Source organism: Vibrio sp. SCSIO 43137, from assembly GCF_028201475.1.
Taxonomy (GTDB): Bacteria; Pseudomonadota; Gammaproteobacteria; order Enterobacterales; family Vibrionaceae; genus Vibrio.
Window position 1 is genome coordinate 860,779 of the sequence record NZ_CP116384.1, and the last position, 19,427, is coordinate 880,205.

A 19,427-nucleotide genomic window follows, 5' to 3' on the forward strand; every position below is an offset into this window, starting at 1 on the left:
TTGGCCAGGTTTATCTCTTTTCTATGGCATTTATAAACTTATTCCCTAAAGCCCGGAAACAACTTGATAAAAACCATAAGAGACGGCCATGAGGCCGTCTCTTATCTTTATTATGCGGTTTGTGCTTCCGCTTTGCGTTTACGCAGCATACTTAGGATTGGCAGACCGATAGATAGTACCGTTACTGCAATAAGAACCTGTGCAACTGTTGAGTGCATAAAGACACTTAGATCCTGATTTGAGATGCGGTACGCCTGACGGAAAGATTGCTCCATGGTTCCGCCAACAATGACTGCAAGGATCATTGGCGCAGTAGGAATATCTGCACGCTTCATCACAACACCAGCCACCCCAAGAATAACCAGAATATAGAAGTCGACTACCGAGTTACTGATGGCATAACAGCCGATAAAGGCAAGACCAAGTACAATTGGGTACAGTACTTTAGGCGGAATAGCCAGAACCCTTACCAATGCACCCGCCAGCGGGATATTTACGATAGCCAGAATAAAGTTAGCAACAAACATACTGGCAATCAGACCCCATGCGGTTTCAGGATATTGAGTAAACAGCAGCGGACCCGGCTGAATACCCAGCATCAGAAGTGCACCCATCATTACCGCTGTGGTACCAGAACCCGGAACACCCAGTGACAGCATTGGAATCATGGCACCGATAGAGGCGGCGTTATTTGCTGACTCCGGCGCGGCAAGACCTTCGATAGCACCTTTACCAAACTCTTCACTGTTCTTAGAAAGCTGTTTCTCGTTGTTGTAACACATCAGGGAAGCCATGGTTCCGCCGGCACCCGGTAGTGAGCCGATAATAAAGCCGACAGGGGCACTCCTCAGGATTGGCCATTTAGAACGAGGCCAGTCATCACCTGAAATCCAGATGCGCTTAAACTTAGTCTGCGCTTTCTTAGTGCCTTTACTGAGGGAACGGAAGCTCTTAAATACTTCTCCAAGTGCGTAGATACCAATGATAACCACAAGGAAATCAACGCCTGTCTGAAGTTCTAAGTTGCCAAAGGTAAAGCGTTCAACACCCGACTGGGCATCTATACCAATGGTCGCGATGGACAAGCCGACTACCATGGATAGGAAGCCTTTGAGCATATTTCCCTTAGACATGGAAGCCGTCATAGAAAGAGCCGCAACCATCAACAAGAAGTACTCCGCAGGACCAAACTTCAGAGCAAAGCTTGCAACAGGCTCAGCAAGTAGTGTCATTAACACCGCTGCGATTGTACCGCCGATTAATGAAGCAATTGCAGACATAGCAAGAGCGGACTCTGCACGGCCTTTCATTGCCATAGGGTAACCGTCGAACGTCGCAGCCAGAGCGGCACCGTCCCCCGGAGTATTAATCAGGATAGAACTACGGGAGCCACCAAACATGGCACCGATATAAACACCTGTCATGGTGATCAGTGCAGCCGTCGGTCCCATAGCAAATGTCATCGGTAGCAGAACCGCAACACCCGTTGCAGGGCCAAGGCCGGGCAACATACCGACAATGGTACCCAATACGCCACCCACAGTGACAAGCAGTAAATGATATGGCTGAAGCGCAACACCAAAGCCATTCATTAAGTTAGCAAGAATATCAGTCATAATTCTTTCTCTTATTCAGTAAATGGTAATGGCGGAAGGCTGATGCTCAACATAGTTGAGAAGATGAAAAAGACACCCACTGCGAAAAGCAACGCAATAACCGTGTTCTTAATCCACTTCTCGGTACCACTTGTGATCGTCAGCATCGCAATCATAAACAGGAAGGTGCTTATAACATAACCAAGGTGTTCAAACAGAACCGCATAAGCGATTGAAATAATACAGGTATATAAGATCCTGCGACGATCTCCCTTCTTTACTTCATCTTCATTTATCAGTTCTTTGTAAGCGATAACGGACGCTTTAAAATTACTTTTAACCAGCAAAAGGACGCCAATTAAAATAGAAATGGCTGCAATGCCAAGTGGGAAGTAGATCGGATCCATTGGGTTACCGAATGCAGCGCGTGGCATGGTATAGGCCATATAGCCATAAACCAGACCAAAGCCCACACCAAATAAGCCTGTGAACGCATCCCAGTTAGGACGAACAGTTTTGTTTTCCATAGGAGTTATCCTTAAGCTGAAACAGAGCTATAAAACATTTCGATATAACAGACAGATAAGGGGTTTCCCCCTTATCTTCTCAGGTAGTTGATTATTTGCTGGAGAATACTTCGTTCAGGATTTCTTTATACTGCTCGTTAGTCTTAGCAAGGAACTTATTGAACTGTTCGCTGTTTTGATAAGCATCATCCCAGCCGTTACGGGTACGGGCTTCAGACCACTCCTGAGTTTCAGTCATCTCTTTCAGGGTCTTGTTCCAGAAAGTAACCGCATATTCAGGCATGTCTTTTGGCCCAAACAGACCACGCCAGTTTTCAAACGTGGCGTCGATGCCCTGCTCTTTCACTGTCGGGATATCAGCGATCACGCCAGAACCGATTCGCTTGTCCGCTGTCTGGGCAAGGGCACGAAGGTTTCCGCTCTTCACAAGCGAAGTAACATCACCCAGACCAGTAGAGATCAGATCAACGTGGCCACCGAGTACCTGAGCAACGGCACCACCATCCTGGAACGAGATGTAGTCGATCTTGCTCAGATTAGGAACGCCGGCTGCTTTAGCAATCATCAGGAACTGAATATGGTCCATGGAACCGGCGGAAGAGGTACCACCAATCTTAACGCTTTTAGGATCCTTTCTAAGAGCATCCATAACCTGGTTAATAGAGGTGTATTTGGAATCTTTTGATACAACGAAAGCGGCGTAATCGGTGATAAGGCGACCAAGGGGCGTAGTATCTTTGTAGCTGAATTTGCTTGAACCGTTAAGGTTAGTCAGCAGAATCGGTGGTGAGTAAACTGAGATAAGATTGTCTTTGCCCACTTGCGTTTGCATGTACGCAAGGTTAACAGCACCGCCGCCACCGGGACGGTTAGTAACAGGCATGTTAGATTTAACCAACTTGGTGTCTTTAAGGGTTTTTGCCACGGTACGAATGGTTAAATCCCAGCCACCACCAGCGCCGGAAGGTGCCACCATTGACAATGTTTTTGGCGGATAATCTTTCGCAATTGCATTGCTCACAGGCATTGCTGCTACTGAAGCCATCGCAGCACCAAGCATCACACTTTTCAATTTCATGTTCATTTATTAATCCTGATTTCGTTATTGGTGAAATATCAATGCGGAGAACTAAGCTCCGCAAGCTGATGGATTAATTATTAAAAGAACAGGCTTTAGGTTATGTGATTTAAAACGCCAAAAATTTGGTCTTTAATGCGGCAAATGGTGTAAATGGTTTAAACCCCATTAGCAGCAACTATCTAATGCTTGCCACAGTCACAACTTACCCTGTTCCGCCCTTCAGATTTAGACTTATAAAGGGCAGCATCGGCTTTGGTCAGCAGTTCCCGGATGCTCTTCTCTTTATTGTGGAACTCTGCCACACCAAAGCTGGCAGTGATTTTACCGGTTTCAGGAAAGTTAAAGCTCTCAATCTCGGCTCTGAGCTTTTCGGCTACCGAAAGCATGCCCTGACAGTCGGTCTGCGGGCAGATGATCAGAAACTCTTCTCCCCCCCAGCGGCCTACAACATCATTGGCTCTCAGTTTCTCTTTTAGCAATGCAGAAAAATTGACCAGCAAGTTATCGCCGGCAATATGCCCGAGTTTGTCGTTCACATGTTTGAAGTAGTCGATATCAAGCATGATCACACCAAAGCTGGAGTGGTAGCGACGGGCTCGTTCAAACTCATCTTGCAACACTTCGTCCAGTTTTAGCCTGTTGTAAAGGGTAGTCAGACGGTCGGTCACAGACAGTTCCTGTAATACATACTGTGCTTCTTTTAACTCCGCCAGAGCCAGTTCAGTTTTGTTCTTCTGTTTTCTTAGTGTGTAGTTCCATGAGCCGAAAATCACCATCAGGAGCGAAGCCCCCAGAGTTAACTGCCACACCAGATTATAGTCAACGGACTTAACCACCTGAACCGAAAACCATTTCTGCTGAATGGCACTATGTTCTTTCGGTGAAATAGAGCGGTAACCTTTACTCAGGGCTGATGCCAGTTCCGGCCACTGTTTCGGCGCAACAAAGTAGTAGGTGATATCACCGTAGCCAGAAGGTACGGCAAGCTTAAGGTTATCCATTCCGCCGTAGCTCATCATATAATTCGCTACTGCAAGGTTTCCTACATAGGCATCAACTTGTTCGCTGTTTACCATCTCCAACGCTGCCAGTGTTGAACTGGCCGACACTCTGTTGATCTCCGGGTAATCTCTTTTTAGCCAGTCGTTAGTTAAAAAGCCTTCTTCTATTACTACACTTCTTCCCGCCAAATCCGCAAGTTTAGTGATATGAAAAGCATCCTTATTAGAAATCACCATCATAGGGAACGTTAAATAAGCATCACCGTAGCTAAACATGGACTTAAATTTAGGTGACTGAGGCAGAAATGGCAGCGCATCAAATTCCGATCTTTGATTAAGCACCATATCAAAACTATCTGATAAACTCATATCTGACAGTACAAATTCCGGCTGCAAGCCAATGTTCTTCGCCGCGGCTTTTACATAATCAACCGCTAACCCTGCCGGCTCTCCGTCGTTATCAAACTCAAAGGGGGGACGATTCGGCCTGACCCGGAAGCGGATACGATTGTGGGCCTGAATAAACTCTTTCTCTTTCTTATTCAGGCTATTGGTATTTTTCTCGTCTGAGATGCCGGAAAGCCAGCGAAGCTTCAGCTTATTCATCTCTTCTCTGGGAAAGCTCTCAGTCACTTTGTCCAGAATCGACATTAGCAGGGTGTTGTCTTTGGTTACCCCCATGTACAGCTCTGTACCGTCGGATAAATGAGCGTCATTTATCTTGCGGGCATTGAGGTTAGTCAGCCAGTTTTCTTCTATGTGATAACTGAATGCAGGAAGGCTTCCGATAGCAGCATCGGCTTTACCTTCGGATACGGCAAAAATACCCTCTTTTGCGTTCATTACCGGTAACAACTTCATATCCGGATGTAAACGTTGCAGGTGATCTTGCAAAAACGATCGATTTATTACGGCTATCGTTTTCCCGCCCAAATCTCTGAAGCGATCGACTTTTTCGTTTTTACGGATCACATAACCTGTGGTGTAACGGAAGTGGGCTTTAGCTGAGTACTTTATGTATTTTTCCCGCTCAGCAGTCTTCGCCATATGGGGAATAACGTCTAGCTCATTAACCATTAATTTACTAAGCAGGTGTTGCCAGTCACCGGTGACATGTTCTACCTGAACGCCTAACCGCGCACCCAACGCAGTCATATACTCCATGCTGTAGCCCTGAGCTTTTCCCTCTCTGCTAAAGGAAAACGGCTCAAAGCTCACCACATTAGCAACCCGGAGTACCTGTTTGTCTTTCAGGTAATTTATTTCCTCTTGTGACAGCTTCTGTTGTAATTCCGGGCTTAGATGCCCCCCGTCATTATGAGCAACAGCCTGCAACGAGACTACAAAACAAAACGTCACTGCAAAAACAAGATACCTTAGCAAACCAGTAAAGAATCCATCTGTACCTTTAATCATTTATTGACCACTTACTATCCGGGCTTTGCGTCTGGAAAGCCTAAAAATTCCATATCAAGGGGAGAAATACATAAAAACAACAAAATCCCCGTGCATCAGTTATAACGACGGGGATTTGACTATGTGACGTTTTTCAGACGCCAAATTTTATCTGGTGGAAAAGTTACTCCACTCTACGCTCATGCTGTTATTTCAGTATCCATAGTTTTATTTTCTAACCATTATGCTAACTCATTGATAATAAAGAGGCCAGAACTGATTTTACTTACTGCAGTTTTTGTAATTGATAACGACATACCCTGTCGGATTAGATTTGTTTAGGTCATTTATTGCATTAGAAACGGGAGTAATCTGGTTCTTTTTACTGGCCTATTCTGTTTTGCTAGTTTTTCTATGTTTTTTATTAGGAAACATGCATTTCATTAGTGTTTTTCGAGTGATATCGTATTATTATCTAATAGTTAGATTGATTATCTAATATCAATATTTTATGTTCATTTTATGAACAAAGTATTGTGGTCGAAAAGGGCTTTAAGACAAGCCCGGAAAATCCAAAAGCCAGTAAGACAGCTGATTGTCGAAAAAGCAAAGACCCTAGTAGATTTTCCTAAGTGCCAAAACGTCAGGAGTCTGACCAACCATAAATATGACTATCGGCTAAGGGTTGGGCGTTATAGATTGTTTTTTAACTATGACGGTGAAATTCGAATTGTCAGTATTGAAGAGGTTAAAATCCGCAATGAAAGCACATATTGATGACGTTCAAATCATCAAACAAAATGGAAAAGCCGCCTTTGCAGTTATCCCTTATGACACCTATCTGGATTTAATTGGTGAAGAAGTTGATGTGGAAAGTGAAGTTTATATTCCTTTTGAAGTAGCCGAACTCGTGCTGATGGAAGAACTTAGCCTCTTAGCTGCATGGCGTAAACATTTAGGTTTAAGCCAATCGCAACTTGCAGAACGTATGGGCGTCACTCAAAGTACATTAAGTCAGATGGAAAAGATTAACTCTAAACCACAACGCCGGACGCTTGAAAAAGCAGCTAAAGCTTTAGGTGTTCAGCCCGAACAATTAACTGATTAAACTCTGCCGCCACTTGCTGATTTTCAGCCAAAAAAAGAGCCGCATAAGGCAGCTCAATTTCTATCGGTTTTTCCGAGTGTTTTGCCTTTTACTCTTTTCCGTAAACGTTGTTTTCCTGCTCTTGCACGCGGATGAATGTGGTGCGCTTAGTCAGCTCTTTAAGCTTTGCTGCGCCTACGTAGGTGCAGGTTGAACGTACGCCGCCTAAGATGTCGGAAATGGTACCGTGTACGGTTCCGCGGTAAGGGATTAGTACGGTTTTTCCTTCAGCAGCACGATACTGGGCTACACCGCCGGAATGCTTATCCATGGCAGACTGAGAAGACATTCCGTAGAATTTCATAAACTTCTCACCGTCTACATCAACGATCTCGCCGTTAGACTCAGTATGTCCCGCCAGCATACCGCCGAGCATAACAAAGTCCGCGCCGCCGCCAAAAGCTTTCGACACATCACCCGCACAGGTACAGCCGCCGTCACCGACAATTCTGCCACCAAGGCCGTGAGCGGCATCTGCGCACTCAATAATGGCGGACAGTTGCGGATAGCCAACACCGGTTTTCACCCTTGTAGTACAAACTGACCCCGGGCCAATACCGACTTTAACAATATCAGCGCCAGCCAATATCAACTCTTCCACCATATCTCCGGTAACCACATTACCGGCAGAGATGACTTTTTCGGGAAAAGCTTCGCGCACCTGAGAAACGTACTCCACCAAATGTTCAGAGTAGCCGTTAGCAATATCAATACAGATAAAGATAAGCTCTTCACTCAGCGCCATAATCTGCTTGGTTTTCTCAAAGTCTTCCGGTGATGTTCCGGTAGAAACCATCACATTGTTTAGCGTCTTAGAATCCGCTTGTTCAACAAACCCTTTCCAGTCGGCCACTGTGTAGTGTTTGTGTACCGCTGTCATAACGTTATGTTCAGCCAGCGCTTTCGCCATATCAAAGCTGGCTACTGAGTCCATATTGGCGGCGATTACAGGCACTCCGGACCATTGACGGCCACTATGCTTGAAGGTAAACTCGCGGGTTAAATTTACTTGAGAACGGCTTTTCAGAGTCGATCGTTTCGGGCGAAACAGGACATCTTTAAATCCAAGCTTGAGTTCTTGTTCGATACGCATTGTGTAGTTCCTTGATTCATCTATTACGTTTTTAACAGCTGATTTTTGAGCCACATTGCTTTTTTTGAACGGCTTTGGCAGAAGCATTTCAAATTGCGGACACAAAAAAACCGGAGCGTTGGCAGACGCTCCGGTTTTCAACATTATAGGCAGTAAAATTAGCGGAACAAGTCTGATAATCTGATTTTTTTTGTGCTATCCTCTTTTTATCTGCATATCTAAAAACCACTAACATTCATAAACTTAGGCCATTCTCTTTAAATTTCAACCCCTTAAGCGCAAACGCTTGCCTAAGCATTGACTAATGTTTCTTACCCACTCTGGTTGATTTGTTCTGTTTTGTCTATTACTAAGGCAATTTATAATTTTAAATTCACTATTTTCATGCCATGATCAGGATAATTTTTTCAATCAGAACAACATTTTTATGGCAGATCCCCATATTGAGTCACCTATGGACTGGCTCGATCATCTTACCGTGATTATCTATCGCCTTGGCTTTACCTTTGCCTGCCCCGTTATTGCCCTCTTACCGTGGAAAGAGCTTATTAACACCGAGAGCCTTGTTTTTGTCTGCGCTGCTATGTGCGCCTCTTCCCTGCATATCTATATGAAGTCATTCAGGTTATTGCTGCAGATGGCTACCTGGGTCGGTCTGGTTATCGCGCTGCTTGGCTGGCCAATGATTGGGCTGGGTGGAGCATTTATTACCCTCGGCGGGCTCTGCTTTAAAGAGTATTTCTGTTTCAGAATTCCCGGCCTGCCGTTCCAGCCACTGTTACTTGCGGCCCTCTGGTTCTGCCTGCAGTTTGAACAAATAGAAGCAGCTAAAGTGATAGCTGTAATTTGCTCTCTGCTGTTTCTGCTGGTCAGCATCGCTAAATGGCGAATGCCGAGACACTTTGATATCGGTGATAAGAGCAAATACGAGGTATAAGTTAAGCCAGATCTATTGGTTTACCAGCTTTCTCAGATACGGGAACAGATCACTGGCCAGCATTCCATTCTGGCCCTGTTCCGCAGCACACATATCAGCGGCAGTGGAGTGCATCCAGACACCGCCGCAGGCTGCATCAGTAAGCGATAGCCCTTGACCAAGCAGACCGGCAATAACACCGGTAAGCACATCACCCATTCCGCCAGTGGCCATACCGGGGTTTCCGGCTGTGCAAAGGTAATGGTGTTTGCCATCAAACACCAGAGTTCCGGCACCTTTCAGCACCGCGACCCCACCGTATTTTCTCTGCAGTCGCTTAACGGCTGAAAACCTGTCCTGCTCTACTTCATCGATGGAGCAATTAAGTAACCTTGCTGCTTCTCCCGGATGAGGGGTAATGATCCTGCGGCTATTAAAATCGGGCGATTTTGCTAACAGGTTCAGGCCGTCAGCATCCAGTACAATCGGTTTTTCGACACTGTTCGAGTAACCAAGCAGCGATCTTGCCCAACTGGTTGTTCCCATCCCCGGCCCGAGGGCAATAACATCTGCCCAGTGGAGATGATTGTTGATTTCGTTGCTGTTGCCCCGCCAGTCATACACCATTAACTCGGGTCTGGCACTGACAATGGCAGAGACATTTTCCAGCTGGGTTACAACACGGGTAAGACCGGCGCCGGTTCTGGCACACGCCTCTGAAGCGAGCCTTATTGCACCGAACATTCCGCGGTCACCGCCCATCAGCACCACTCTGCCAAAATCACCTTTGTGGCTTGTTTTTCCGCGCGCTTTAAGTGCAGATATTAGTTGCTGCAAGCTGAGGGTGGTTGAAGATGGCTGTGTATTCTTATGGAACTGTTCTGAGACACCCAATCCGGCAAAGATTACCTCTCCGGTAACTGACGATGCTTCACCGGTATATAACCCCTGCTTTCTGGCGATAAAAGTAACTGTTTGCTCTGCCCTGATACAGCTGCCAAGGATAGCCCCGCTATCAGAGTGTAAACCCGATGGACTATCCACAGAAATAACCGGTTTATCAGATTCATTAACAATAGAAATAAGATCCTCCGCATCAGGACGGACAGCACCGTGTAAGCCGGTTCCCAGAAGTGCATCGATAATGACGTGCGTTCCTTCAGGCACAGAAGATTCAGGTGGTTGAATATTACCACCGTCAGCGAGCCATTTATCCCTCGCTGCAGCGGCATCACCAGTCAGGTTTTCCGCTTTCCCTGACTGCCACAACGTGACATTGTAACCGTCCCCTTTGGCCAGCCTGGCAAAAATGTATCCGTCCCCACCATTATTGCCGCCGCCACAGATAACCAGCACATTCTGACTATCTGAATACCGCTCAAGGAAGAGCTGATAAACCGCCAGACCGGCTCTTTCCATCAACTCAAACATCTCTATACCAAGTTGAGCAGCCGCTTGACGCTCGCCTTCTCTTACTTGGGCGGCGAGATACAAGGGTTCAGACACTTTATTCACTTAACGCTCCCTGTTTTAGTGTTATCTGTTTTGAATCCGGATTCAGTTTTAGCTTCAGCTCTTATCCATAACCGCTTCCGCAGTAGCATCCTGAATAGAAAGGAACAGAGATTTAACCTCACCAGTAGGTGTTCTCATCGGGTTGAGGGTAACGTTCTGGTACATAAACTCAGCCTGTTGAGTTATCGGCCGCACGTTTCTGCATTTAAACAGGTAGGGTCTCTGACGCCAGGTAATAAAACTACGACAACCGAGGCTATATACGGGTTTCGCCTTTATCAGAAACCACTCTTTAGGGATCTCAGGAAACACCTCAAACAAGGTTTTACCGATAGCCTCATGGGCTTGTTTTCCGCTATGGTGGGTCATAAAGCCGTTCCAGACCTGAATCTTGTAATCTTCATCAAGTACCACAAGTCCGAGATCGACATTCTGAACCATATCCACCATCCAGTGGAACTGTTCAAATTCTGCAGGAAGACCTAACATCAGAAATCCTCCATCAGGTAGGAAAGTTTATCATTCAGTAGTGGCAGGGATTCGTCCACAAACATAAACAGCAGATCACAACGAATACTGGTTTTATCTATGGCATAACTCACTTCAAAGGTCATGGTCTTACTGAAGCTGCCTGTGGTGGACTGAATAACGGATTCAATAGGGATATGTTGCCCCAGCAAAACGGGCTGTCCCTGGAAAAAGCGCACTTCAGCCTGCTGGCCTAAACCATTCAGGAAAGAGCCTACCAGAATATTTGAAACATCCATCAGAAGCTCCAGTTCTTCCAGCTCTTCACTTTCGGCTGGTACTTTCATCAACTTTTTCAGGTCAGAAATACTGGAATCGCTTAACAGCACCAGAGCTTCACCGGCAATCCCTTCTCCGCTGAACCCCTGACAGACACCGGATACCTGATCATTCTGCGCCAGATCAGCCAGAGCCATATGCAGCTCTGTTACTTCAAAGATATTTACATTCGGCAGTGGCAGGTGAACAAATACATCAAAATGCCTGGCCAATGCATCGGCAGCACGTCCAATAGCGACGTTGGCTACTTCCATATAGATATCACGACGCTTAAGTACAGGCAGCTCTATCGCTTTCGACGGAACTATCTGCGCGGTCTGCTGAGGTTCAACAAATTGTTTCAGCACCTGCTTGAGAACTTCTTTATCCATCGGCTTCTGGATAAATTCCCTGGCACCAAGCTCTTTTACTTTGGCCTTGGCTTTTGGTTGAATATCCCCTGATACCACAACTACCGGGACATCAATTCCGCGTTTTTGCATCTGCTCCAGCGTACCGTAACCATCCAGCTCCGGCATGGTCAGATCGAGAAACATCAGGTTAATACTGTTTTCGGCCAGTTTTTCCAGCGCATCTAGGCCATTTACCGCAAAGGTAATATCGGCATTAAGCGATGAAGGAAGTGATCTTGCCATCTGCTTTCTTGCTAAAGCAGAGTCATCACATATCAATACAGAAAGAGTCATTAGGCACCGTTCATCTCAAATTCAAATAAATACAACACGATATTGTGCTGGTCTATTGGGGCTATATAGTAAACATTAACCTAAACAAGCATTAAATCAAAAAAGCCAGCTCAAAATGAGCTGGCTTTAGCGAAAATAAATCAATTATGGCCATAAAGTAAGCACTATTACCCTTAGCACGACTGCAAAGACAATCAGGGACACTCCCAACCGGTACCATTTATACTCAGCAACCGACATGGGAATTCTTTTATAGAACATAGTAACGACGCCTTTCCAATCGTGACTTCGTTTTCCGTACTGCATAATGCCGGTAAGCACAAAGATAATACCGACCAACAAAAACCCCTTCTCAACCCAAAACAGACTGGTTTCCATAACCGCTCCCTGACATCCGTATTTTACCGCTATATTGTAGCTCTATTCGGAATGGGAAGCAGTTGAACTAAAGTCGTATGGAAGGTGCTTGTTCTCTACTCACTCAGGCGCATAATAGTGGAACGCATTCGTTCCCTGTCCACGCGGAACTCAAAGGCTTCACTTTCAGTCACCGGCATAGAGAACCAATATCCCTGTAGCGCATCCAACCCACCTTCAACCAGCCGGAGGATCATCTCTTCTGTCTCTATGCCCTCGACAACCACGCTCACTCCGTTGTCGCTGCACATTTTCAGTAGAAACCTTAGATAATTTAACGGCTCCTGCGCAGTCATGGCGCTCTGTGTCAACATGCGATCTATTTTGATCTGATCGATAGGTAAGTTAAAGAAACTGTTTAATGAACTGTAGCCTGCGCCAAAGTCATCCAGAGAAATGCGATAACCTAAATTACGTAACTGTTCCAGCTGAGTTTTAGCTCTTTCAGCCCCATCCAGCAATACGGTTTCCGTCAGCTCCAGTACAACCCACTCTTTCGGTATAGCGGTTTGAGCAATAATCTCTTCCACTGAGCTGATAAAGTTGCTCTTAAGCAGTTGCAATACGGAAACATTAACGTTTATCCGTACAGGCTCCTCCGCGCGGCTGTTGTACTCTTTAATAAACTGGCAGGCTTTTTCCAGAACCACACAGCCGAGGTCGAATATCAGCCCTTTTTTCTCAGCGATAGGGATAAACTCATTGGGGTAGATTTCACCGAACTCGTCGCTGTTCCAGCGCACTAAGGCTTCAAAGCTGAGGATTTTTTCTTCACCAAACGAGATGATTGGCTGATATTTGACTGATAGTGTCTTAGCAGCAATAACCTGTTTTAGCTCTTTCTCGATATAGAAGTAGCGTTCGACCTGAGATTTCACCACCTCATCGCAGATGATCCAGCGTTTATCCAGCCTTTCTCTTGCATATTCACGGGTTCTCGACGCCCAGCGAAGAATGTTCTGCGCCGGCATTTCTCCGGGAACAAAGCGGTACACACCAAGGCTCATTTCATCGCCGTAAAGCAGACCATCTTCTTCAGATAAGCTGTGGTATTTATAGATACAGCCTGAACAAAACAACTTAATTTCTGCGTCTGTCAGGTCATCCTGAATCAGCACAGCAAACTCATCGGAAGCTACCCGGTAAAACTGACAGTTATAGTTGGAAAAGACATTAAAGCTGCCGATAACGTGGTTTAAAACATCATCAAGTATATTATCGCCATACAAGTTGATATATGACTTAAGGTTTTCAACCCCGATATAGACAATGGTTTTGACACTCTCGTTCTCTTTGTCGTCAATATCAACAATCAGCTTTTTGCGGTTGTAGAGGCCGGTGAAGTTATCGAAATAGGCGGCCTGATAAAGGTACTCCTCCATCAGTTTCTGATCAGAGATATCCTTGTGGCTGCCCACCATATAGTCACGGCCGTTTTCATTTTTAACAACGCCTGTGCCCTGGATCCAGACATAACTTCCGGTTTTGGTTTTGATTCTGTATTGAGTGGTTTTACGCTCTTCGTACTCAAAGTGTTGCTCAACCGCTTCAGACATTCTTTTTCTGTCCAGGGGATGAATCAAGTTGAGCCAGTCGTCCAGTTTTGCCGTGTCGACATCGATATCAAACTGCTGATAAAACGTCGGGTTGTAGAAGGTTATATCGCCATCAACGCTCATATACCAGAGGCCTTCATTTGAGGCGTCAAACACGCCAAACAATCTCTGTATTAATGCTTCTGACGGACTATTACTTGCCATACCACTCTCATCAAGGGCGTCGGTCCACTCCGGACAATCTGCCGCTTAAACTCTATTTACAATGAGAAACAATTTATAACAACCCTTATACTATTGATAGTATTAACAGTTATTTAATTGCCCCAAAACTGAATTTAACTCACTCATTTGCCAAGTTAATTTATAGCAACAATACTTGTAACATATTCATAACTAAAGACAGTCAATAATGAATATATGTAAATTATCAATATTTTGCTACCTGGCATTTTGTCTGACTCAGGCCAGCTTTGCTTTCGCTACCGCTATACCAGAAAGACTGAAAGATAGAGTTTATATACTACCAACCGCCTATTCTATATCAACTTCTACTGATATAACTAGTTTTAATAAACAAGAAACTACTTATTTAGCTAGTTCTGAATACAGCAAACTCAAATTTTCGGGCATCAACTTCAGTGATAGTACCTATTCCACCTTATTGTTTTTTCTCATAGTTTTAGTGACTTGTAGCTGGTTTACTTACAAATATAAAAATTTGTTAAAAAAAACCAATTTGCTGCTCAAAAGCAACCGGCACCTCCATTTGCAACTGAAACTGGCTACCGAATCAGGAAAATTTGGCCAGTGGCAGTGGCATGTAAAGAAGAACCGCTTCCATGGTGACTTTGTTACTCATCAGATTATCGGGGCAGAACCGGGCGCTTCTGACAGCTTTCGTTCTGTCTGGAAAAGCACCGTTCATCCTAACGATATTACCCGGGTGGAAACAGAGCTAAACCTCGCCCTGAGTGATGACAAAGCGTTCGATAGCGAGTTCAGGATCATCCAGCCGGGCAACAAAATCATTACCGTACGCTGCCGGGCAGTAAGGCTGAATAACTCTTCTTTGGATGAGCTAATTCTTTCAGGCGTTATCTGGGATATTTCTGAGCAGAAAAGACTTAAGAAAGAGAATCAAAAACTGGCGACACAAGATCTGCTGACCAATGCCAAAAACCGAAAAGGCTTTATGCCTCTGGCAGAAGCCGAGTTTGAAAAAGCCAAACGTTACCACACCTCCTTTGCCATTCTGCGCTTCCGCATTAAGGATTTTCAGTCACTCAATGAGAACTTTGGCCATAGTATGGGTGAACTTGCTTTGACCAGCTTTGCCAACACCTGCATTTCAGAACTGCGTGGCAGCGATCTATTGTGCCGCTTTGATGCCGATGACTTCGTCGCCCTGCTCCATGATAACCATCTCAACAACGCCCGCTTGGTTGCCGACAGGTTGCAAACCGCCATTGAACAACTGGAGATAACCAGTTGCGGCATTAGTTTTGAATTCTCAATCAATATAGGATTGGCTGAGTTTCAGCCATCAGACGACTCGCTGGAGGATACATTGCAACGCGCCCAACTCTCTCTTGAAAACAGAAAACCTAAACCATCTTCTGCCTGATATTTCTCAGGCAGTTGGTCACATGCTTTAGCAGTAAGGCTGATATGACCAACAGAAGCAACAGGGAAAACGGCCTGCTGATAATACTGAACGGGTTGTGTTCTATCAGTTGGTTAAATGACTCAAGCCCGTTAAGGAACTGATTTCCAAGAAACATCCCCAGAACCATACTGATAATGGGATATTTATAGTGGCTCATCAGCAAACCGACGACACCAAACAGGTATAAGATCACCATATCACCACTATATCCTCGATAGAAATAAGCACTAAAGCTCACCAGAGCCAAAAGAAACGGAAACAGTACATGATGGTTAACCCGGATAATTCTGGAAATATATGGAGCCGCAAGATAGGCGACAGCGGCCAGAAGTAAGGTAGAAAGTATGCCACCGAATATTGCGGCATAGACAATATCCGGGCGTGTTTGATACAGAGTATGGCCTAATGTTACGCCCTGCTCCGTCAGGAAACCGTAGATAACCGCCGAGGAGTTACTCCCCGGAATGCCCAGCAGTAACAGCACCAGCATAGAACCGCCTACTGAGGCACTATTCGCACACTCAGGGGCGATAACCCCGGATACTGCACCATTACCAAACGCTTCTTTATGACGGCTGATGCGTTTCTGGGCAAAATAGGCAGTCATTGAAGAAAGAGCCGCTCCGGCAGAAGGAAGCAGCCCGATAACCAGACCGATAAGTGAACTGCGCAGTACCACAAGCTTGTTCTCTGCCAACACCGGAATGGATCTGAATAGCTCATGATACGAGGTATTTTCATCGGTATGCTGATGATTGAGGTCAGTTTTCTTTCTCAGCAGCTTATAAAGCTCAGGCGCGGCAAACAGCCCGACCAGAATAATAACAAGGGGGAAAGTATCTCCGAAGGTAATACCTGCCCACTCAACCGGTTCCCCCTGATTGAATGAGTGATTGTTGACGGCAATAAAAAGCCCCATCAAACCCGAGATGACCGAACGGATAAGTTTGCTGTCACCCATGGTTCCAACCAGCACAATTACCAGAATAGTAATCAAGAACAGGTCAATATTGCCAAGGTTGCTCGCAAGGGTTCCGAGGGGAATAAAAAACAGTAGCAGGAACAACCAGCTAATCAGGCTACCGGCGGTAGATGAAGATATATGAAGTCCGAGCGCAAGACACCCTTTGCCCCTGCTGGCCATAGGGTAGCCGTCAAAGGTGGTAGCTATAGAGCCGGGGTTACCCGGGATATTAAACAGCACTGCCATGATCCCTGCGCCGACAATGGTGCTGCAATACAGGGTTAGCAGCAGCATAAAACCGGATGCCGTTGACAAGCTTAACGCAATAGGGAAAAAAAGGCTCAGACAGAGCGAGGTGGTGATTCCCGGCATAGCACCGAAGATAAGGCCTACAAAGATACTTACTATAACCACAGCAAACAACTCTGCACTTAGGATAAGGCTCAGGCCATTGATTATCGACGACAATTCAAACAAACGTTGCTCCGGTAAATCGTTAAGTTGGTAAGGGGATTATCTCCCCTTACCGGGTTTCACTTATAGTGAAACTGGTTTACTTATATGTAGCCTGAATGTGTTTAACACTTCTTTCTACAATCTTAGCGGAAGAACCGATATAGTTCTGAGGTTTAAGTACAGCATCGATCTCTTTGTCAGACAGGTGCTTTTTAATCTCTTTACTATTTGTCGCTACGTCACGCAGAGTATCTTCCGGAGCAGCTGCTTTAATGGCTTTTTTCACCATAGAGTAAGCGTCAGAGCGGCCCACTTTCTCTGTCAGTTTGTTCATCAGGGCTTCAGACATTGAGAAGTAATCTGCTGCAGCAAAGTTATCCAGCATTACCTGCTCGTTAACGATCAACTTGCCAAACATTCTCTGCGCACGCTCAAGAGAAGCAGACGTCACCATAAATGACTCAGGGATGATAGACCACTCAAGAATCCATGGTGAACCCTGACGCGTATCTGTATGGCTCATGATGTCCAGAGAAGCGGAGTTATACATTTTACCCATTCGGGAGAAGCCGCCCATAAATTCGGAAGCGCGCGGGTTACGCTTTTGAGGCATGGTACTGCTGGCACCACTTTCACCCTCTTTCACTTCGTTGATCTGAGTACGGCCAAGGTTATTGATATCTAGCGCCAGACGACCAAGGGTTGCATCAACCATCGCCAGTGTCTGCACCATTTCGGCGAATACATCACGGCTAGGGTTCCACGGAGCAATCGGCGCATTCATACCCAGTTTCTTAGCAAACGCTTTTTGCAGCGCAGGACCTTTGTCACCATATGGAGCAAGGGTACCAACAGTACTACCGATCTGTGCCGTCAGACGTGAAGAAGCTTCATCAAGGCGATCGATGTTGCGCGCCATTTCCATCAGATACGTGGTCAGATGCAGACCAAAGGTAGTAGGAACCGCATCCTGACCGTTAGAGCGTGCGATCATTACCGTTTCTTTATGCTTATCAGCCAACAGAGCCAGTTGATTCACTAACTGAACCATTTCAGAGCGGATAATTTCAGAACCCTGCTTCACCTGCAGTGCTGTTGAGGTATCCATGATGTCTTGGGTTGTACTTCCAAAGTGCAGATAGCTTGATACTACTTTCCCGCCCGCCTTCTTAAACTGCTTGAGCATAGGCTTAATACCACGGCCTACCTTGTTTGTGCCTTTTTTCAGCTTGGCATAGTCGATCTGCAGCGACTTACCAGTCATAGTGATTTCGGCAGCAGCCGACTGAGGAATAATACCCACTTCAGCCTGAGCATTAGCCAGCGCCATCTCCACTTCAATCCACTGCTGAACCATAGCGGTGTCACTAAATACCGAGCGAATCGCAGGCGTGCCGAACAGATCGCCGTAAACCTTAGATTCAAATACACTCACCGCCTGAACCGGCTCAGCTTTTACATCAGCGGCAATGCTCTGCATAGAGAAAGAAGCCGTTAGTGCGCACATCATCATTAATGCGGATTTTTTAACTTTCAGTGTCATAGTCTTTATCTCACGTTACTGTTTTATTTTTGTAGGGGATATAAGTTTCGTTGATAAACCGTCTTACTGATCTGTTACTCAGAGAGGTTTACAACAGCGTTGAGATAAAACTAAACCAAGCCGTTTATTAGAACAATTTGAATTAAATTAAGGATAGTTGCACTCTGCGCAAGGTTTGATGTCACTATTTTTGAACAATTAAAACCGAGTGACATTCGGATTTATCTAACTGTATTTATTAGATTTATTGGCAATAAGAAGCTCAACTATTTGTCCTGATTCAGAACCTCATGCTCTCCCGACTAGTGATAAAGTTGTAAATATGAGAAGTTGATCGTTTTTTAAGTTTTCACTCTTCTGGCAAGGGCACATTTGAAGGGTTGACACTAAGATTACGGTCAGTAGAAAAGGAGAAATATGGTGGCTATAGAAGCGGCAGCACACAGGACTGAACTACTTTCGAGGGGAAACACCTGTGCGCTACCGGGTATTGAACAGGGGTACTTTTACACCACCTGAAGTATTACTAAATAACTGTTCCTGAATATGAGTCACTTTGGCAAATATCAAACACAAACACGCGTAAACCCATCCGTGGGGCTCCGCCGCGCCATCCTTAGCGCGGAGGGTTTGCTTTTTGATATCAGCCTTATGGCAACGCCTCTAGCACAATTAAGAGCACTTATTTAGATCATATATATCAGGATGATCGACAATGCGCTAATCAAACCTGCAACGGTATAACAGATAACTTTACCTGCTACGCCAGCATGGATCTTAAGGTCATGCATACCGTGGTGAACACGGTGCATGGCATGCCACATAGGAAGTGAAAGGGTGGCGATTGTGAACAGAACGCCAATGAAACTCTTCACAAAGCCAGCCACTCTTTCATAACTTATCGCTTCCGCATCTATCATGCCCATCGGCACCATAATGCCCAGCACCAGTACCGTCACCGGCGTTATCATGGCAAACCAGCTGCCGCCGGCACCAAACAGACCCCACCAGACCGGCTCGTCTGAACGTTTTGGATGTTTATCTACCACAATAAGCTCC

17 protein-coding genes are annotated in these 19,427 nt (G+C 45.5%); 4 read left to right on the forward strand and 13 right to left on the reverse strand.

What is annotated here, in order from left to right:
* Positions 1-110: 110 nt before the first annotated feature.
* From PK654_RS19800 to PK654_RS19815, 4 genes are all read right to left on the reverse strand, one after another.
* Entirely contained in the window at positions 111-1,616 is a 1,506-nt protein-coding gene (locus PK654_RS19800) for a tripartite tricarboxylate transporter permease (protein WP_271699037.1), read from the reverse strand.
* 11 nt (positions 1,617-1,627) lie between these two features.
* Positions 1,628-2,122, reverse strand: a complete 495-nt coding sequence (locus tag PK654_RS19805; protein ID WP_271699038.1) for a tripartite tricarboxylate transporter TctB family protein — start codon at positions 2,120-2,122, stop codon at positions 1,628-1,630.
* Between the two features lie 91 nt (positions 2,123-2,213).
* On the reverse strand, positions 2,214-3,206 hold the full coding sequence (locus tag PK654_RS19810; RefSeq protein ID WP_271699040.1) for a Bug family tripartite tricarboxylate transporter substrate binding protein: 993 nt from the start codon (positions 3,204-3,206) through the stop codon (positions 2,214-2,216).
* A gap of 176 nt (positions 3,207-3,382) precedes the next feature.
* Positions 3,383-5,620: a transporter substrate-binding domain-containing diguanylate cyclase gene (locus PK654_RS19815; protein ID WP_271699042.1), complete on the reverse strand. Its 2,238-nt coding sequence runs from the start codon at positions 5,618-5,620 to the stop codon at positions 3,383-3,385.
* Positions 5,621-6,121: 501 nt separating this feature from the next.
* Here PK654_RS19815 and PK654_RS23075 point away from each other — a divergent pair.
* Positions 6,122-6,376, forward strand: coding sequence for a type II toxin-antitoxin system RelE family toxin (locus PK654_RS23075; protein ID WP_443088755.1), 255 nt, complete (start codon positions 6,122-6,124; stop codon positions 6,374-6,376).
* The gene (locus PK654_RS19820; RefSeq protein ID WP_271699043.1) at positions 6,360-6,707 is read left to right on the forward strand and encodes a helix-turn-helix domain-containing protein; all 348 of its coding nucleotides are present in this window, start codon (positions 6,360-6,362) and stop codon (positions 6,705-6,707) included. The genes PK654_RS23075 and PK654_RS19820 overlap by 17 nt, the downstream gene beginning before the upstream one ends.
* Before the next feature lie 88 nt (positions 6,708-6,795).
* Here the strand turns inward: PK654_RS19820 and PK654_RS19825 are convergent, their stop codons facing one another.
* Positions 6,796-7,839, reverse strand: coding sequence for a GMP reductase (locus PK654_RS19825; protein WP_271699044.1), 1,044 nt, complete (start codon positions 7,837-7,839; stop codon positions 6,796-6,798).
* Positions 7,840-8,266: 427 nt separating this feature from the next.
* Here PK654_RS19825 and PK654_RS19830 point away from each other — a divergent pair, with 427 nt between their 5' ends.
* Positions 8,267-8,776, forward strand: a complete 510-nt coding sequence (locus tag PK654_RS19830) for a DUF2301 domain-containing membrane protein (RefSeq protein ID WP_271699046.1) — start codon at positions 8,267-8,269, stop codon at positions 8,774-8,776.
* Between the two features lie 12 nt (positions 8,777-8,788).
* Here the strand turns inward: PK654_RS19830 and PK654_RS19835 are convergent, their stop codons facing one another.
* The 5 genes from PK654_RS19835 to PK654_RS19855 all read right to left on the reverse strand — a co-directional run bounded on the left by PK654_RS19835 (position 8,789) and on the right by PK654_RS19855 (position 13,940).
* Positions 8,789-10,270 carry an NAD(P)H-hydrate dehydratase gene (locus PK654_RS19835; RefSeq protein WP_271699047.1) on the reverse strand — a complete coding sequence of 494 codons (1,482 nt, stop codon included), beginning with the start codon at positions 10,268-10,270 and terminating at the stop codon, positions 8,789-8,791.
* Positions 10,271-10,324: 54 nt separating this feature from the next.
* Complete coding sequence (locus tag PK654_RS19840) at positions 10,325-10,759, reverse strand: PAS domain-containing protein (protein WP_271699049.1); 435 nt, start codon at positions 10,757-10,759, stop codon at positions 10,325-10,327.
* Positions 10,759-11,763: a response regulator gene (locus tag PK654_RS19845; protein WP_271699050.1), complete on the reverse strand. Its 1,005-nt coding sequence runs from the start codon at positions 11,761-11,763 to the stop codon at positions 10,759-10,761. Before PK654_RS19845 ends, PK654_RS19840 begins: the two co-directional genes overlap by 1 nt.
* Positions 11,764-11,907: 144 nt before the next feature.
* A complete protein-coding gene (locus PK654_RS19850) occupies positions 11,908-12,141 on the reverse strand; it encodes a hypothetical protein (protein ID WP_271699051.1) in 234 nt (77 codons plus the stop codon).
* A gap of 95 nt (positions 12,142-12,236) precedes the next feature.
* Positions 12,237-13,940 carry an EAL domain-containing protein gene (locus tag PK654_RS19855; protein ID WP_271699054.1) on the reverse strand — a complete coding sequence of 568 codons (1,704 nt, stop codon included), beginning with the start codon at positions 13,938-13,940 and terminating at the stop codon, positions 12,237-12,239.
* 565 nt (positions 13,941-14,505) lie between these two features.
* Here PK654_RS19855 and PK654_RS19860 point away from each other — a divergent pair.
* Entirely contained in the window at positions 14,506-15,363 is an 858-nt protein-coding gene (locus PK654_RS19860; RefSeq protein WP_271699057.1) for a GGDEF domain-containing protein, read from the forward strand.
* Here the strand turns inward: PK654_RS19860 and PK654_RS19865 are convergent.
* The 3 genes from PK654_RS19865 to frdD form a co-directional block, all read right to left on the reverse strand.
* Positions 15,344-16,846, reverse strand: a complete 1,503-nt coding sequence (locus PK654_RS19865) for a tripartite tricarboxylate transporter permease (protein ID WP_271699058.1) — start codon at positions 16,844-16,846, stop codon at positions 15,344-15,346. The genes PK654_RS19860 and PK654_RS19865 overlap by 20 nt on opposite strands.
* Before the next feature lie 76 nt (positions 16,847-16,922).
* Positions 16,923-18,368 carry a class-II fumarase/aspartase family protein gene (locus tag PK654_RS19870; RefSeq protein ID WP_271699060.1) on the reverse strand — a complete coding sequence of 482 codons (1,446 nt, stop codon included), beginning with the start codon at positions 18,366-18,368 and terminating at the stop codon, positions 16,923-16,925.
* Between the two features lie 686 nt (positions 18,369-19,054).
* The gene (frdD, locus tag PK654_RS19875; protein WP_271699062.1) at positions 19,055-19,417 is read right to left on the reverse strand and encodes a fumarate reductase subunit FrdD; all 363 of its coding nucleotides are present in this window, start codon (positions 19,415-19,417) and stop codon (positions 19,055-19,057) included.
* Positions 19,418-19,427 lie beyond the last annotated feature (10 nt).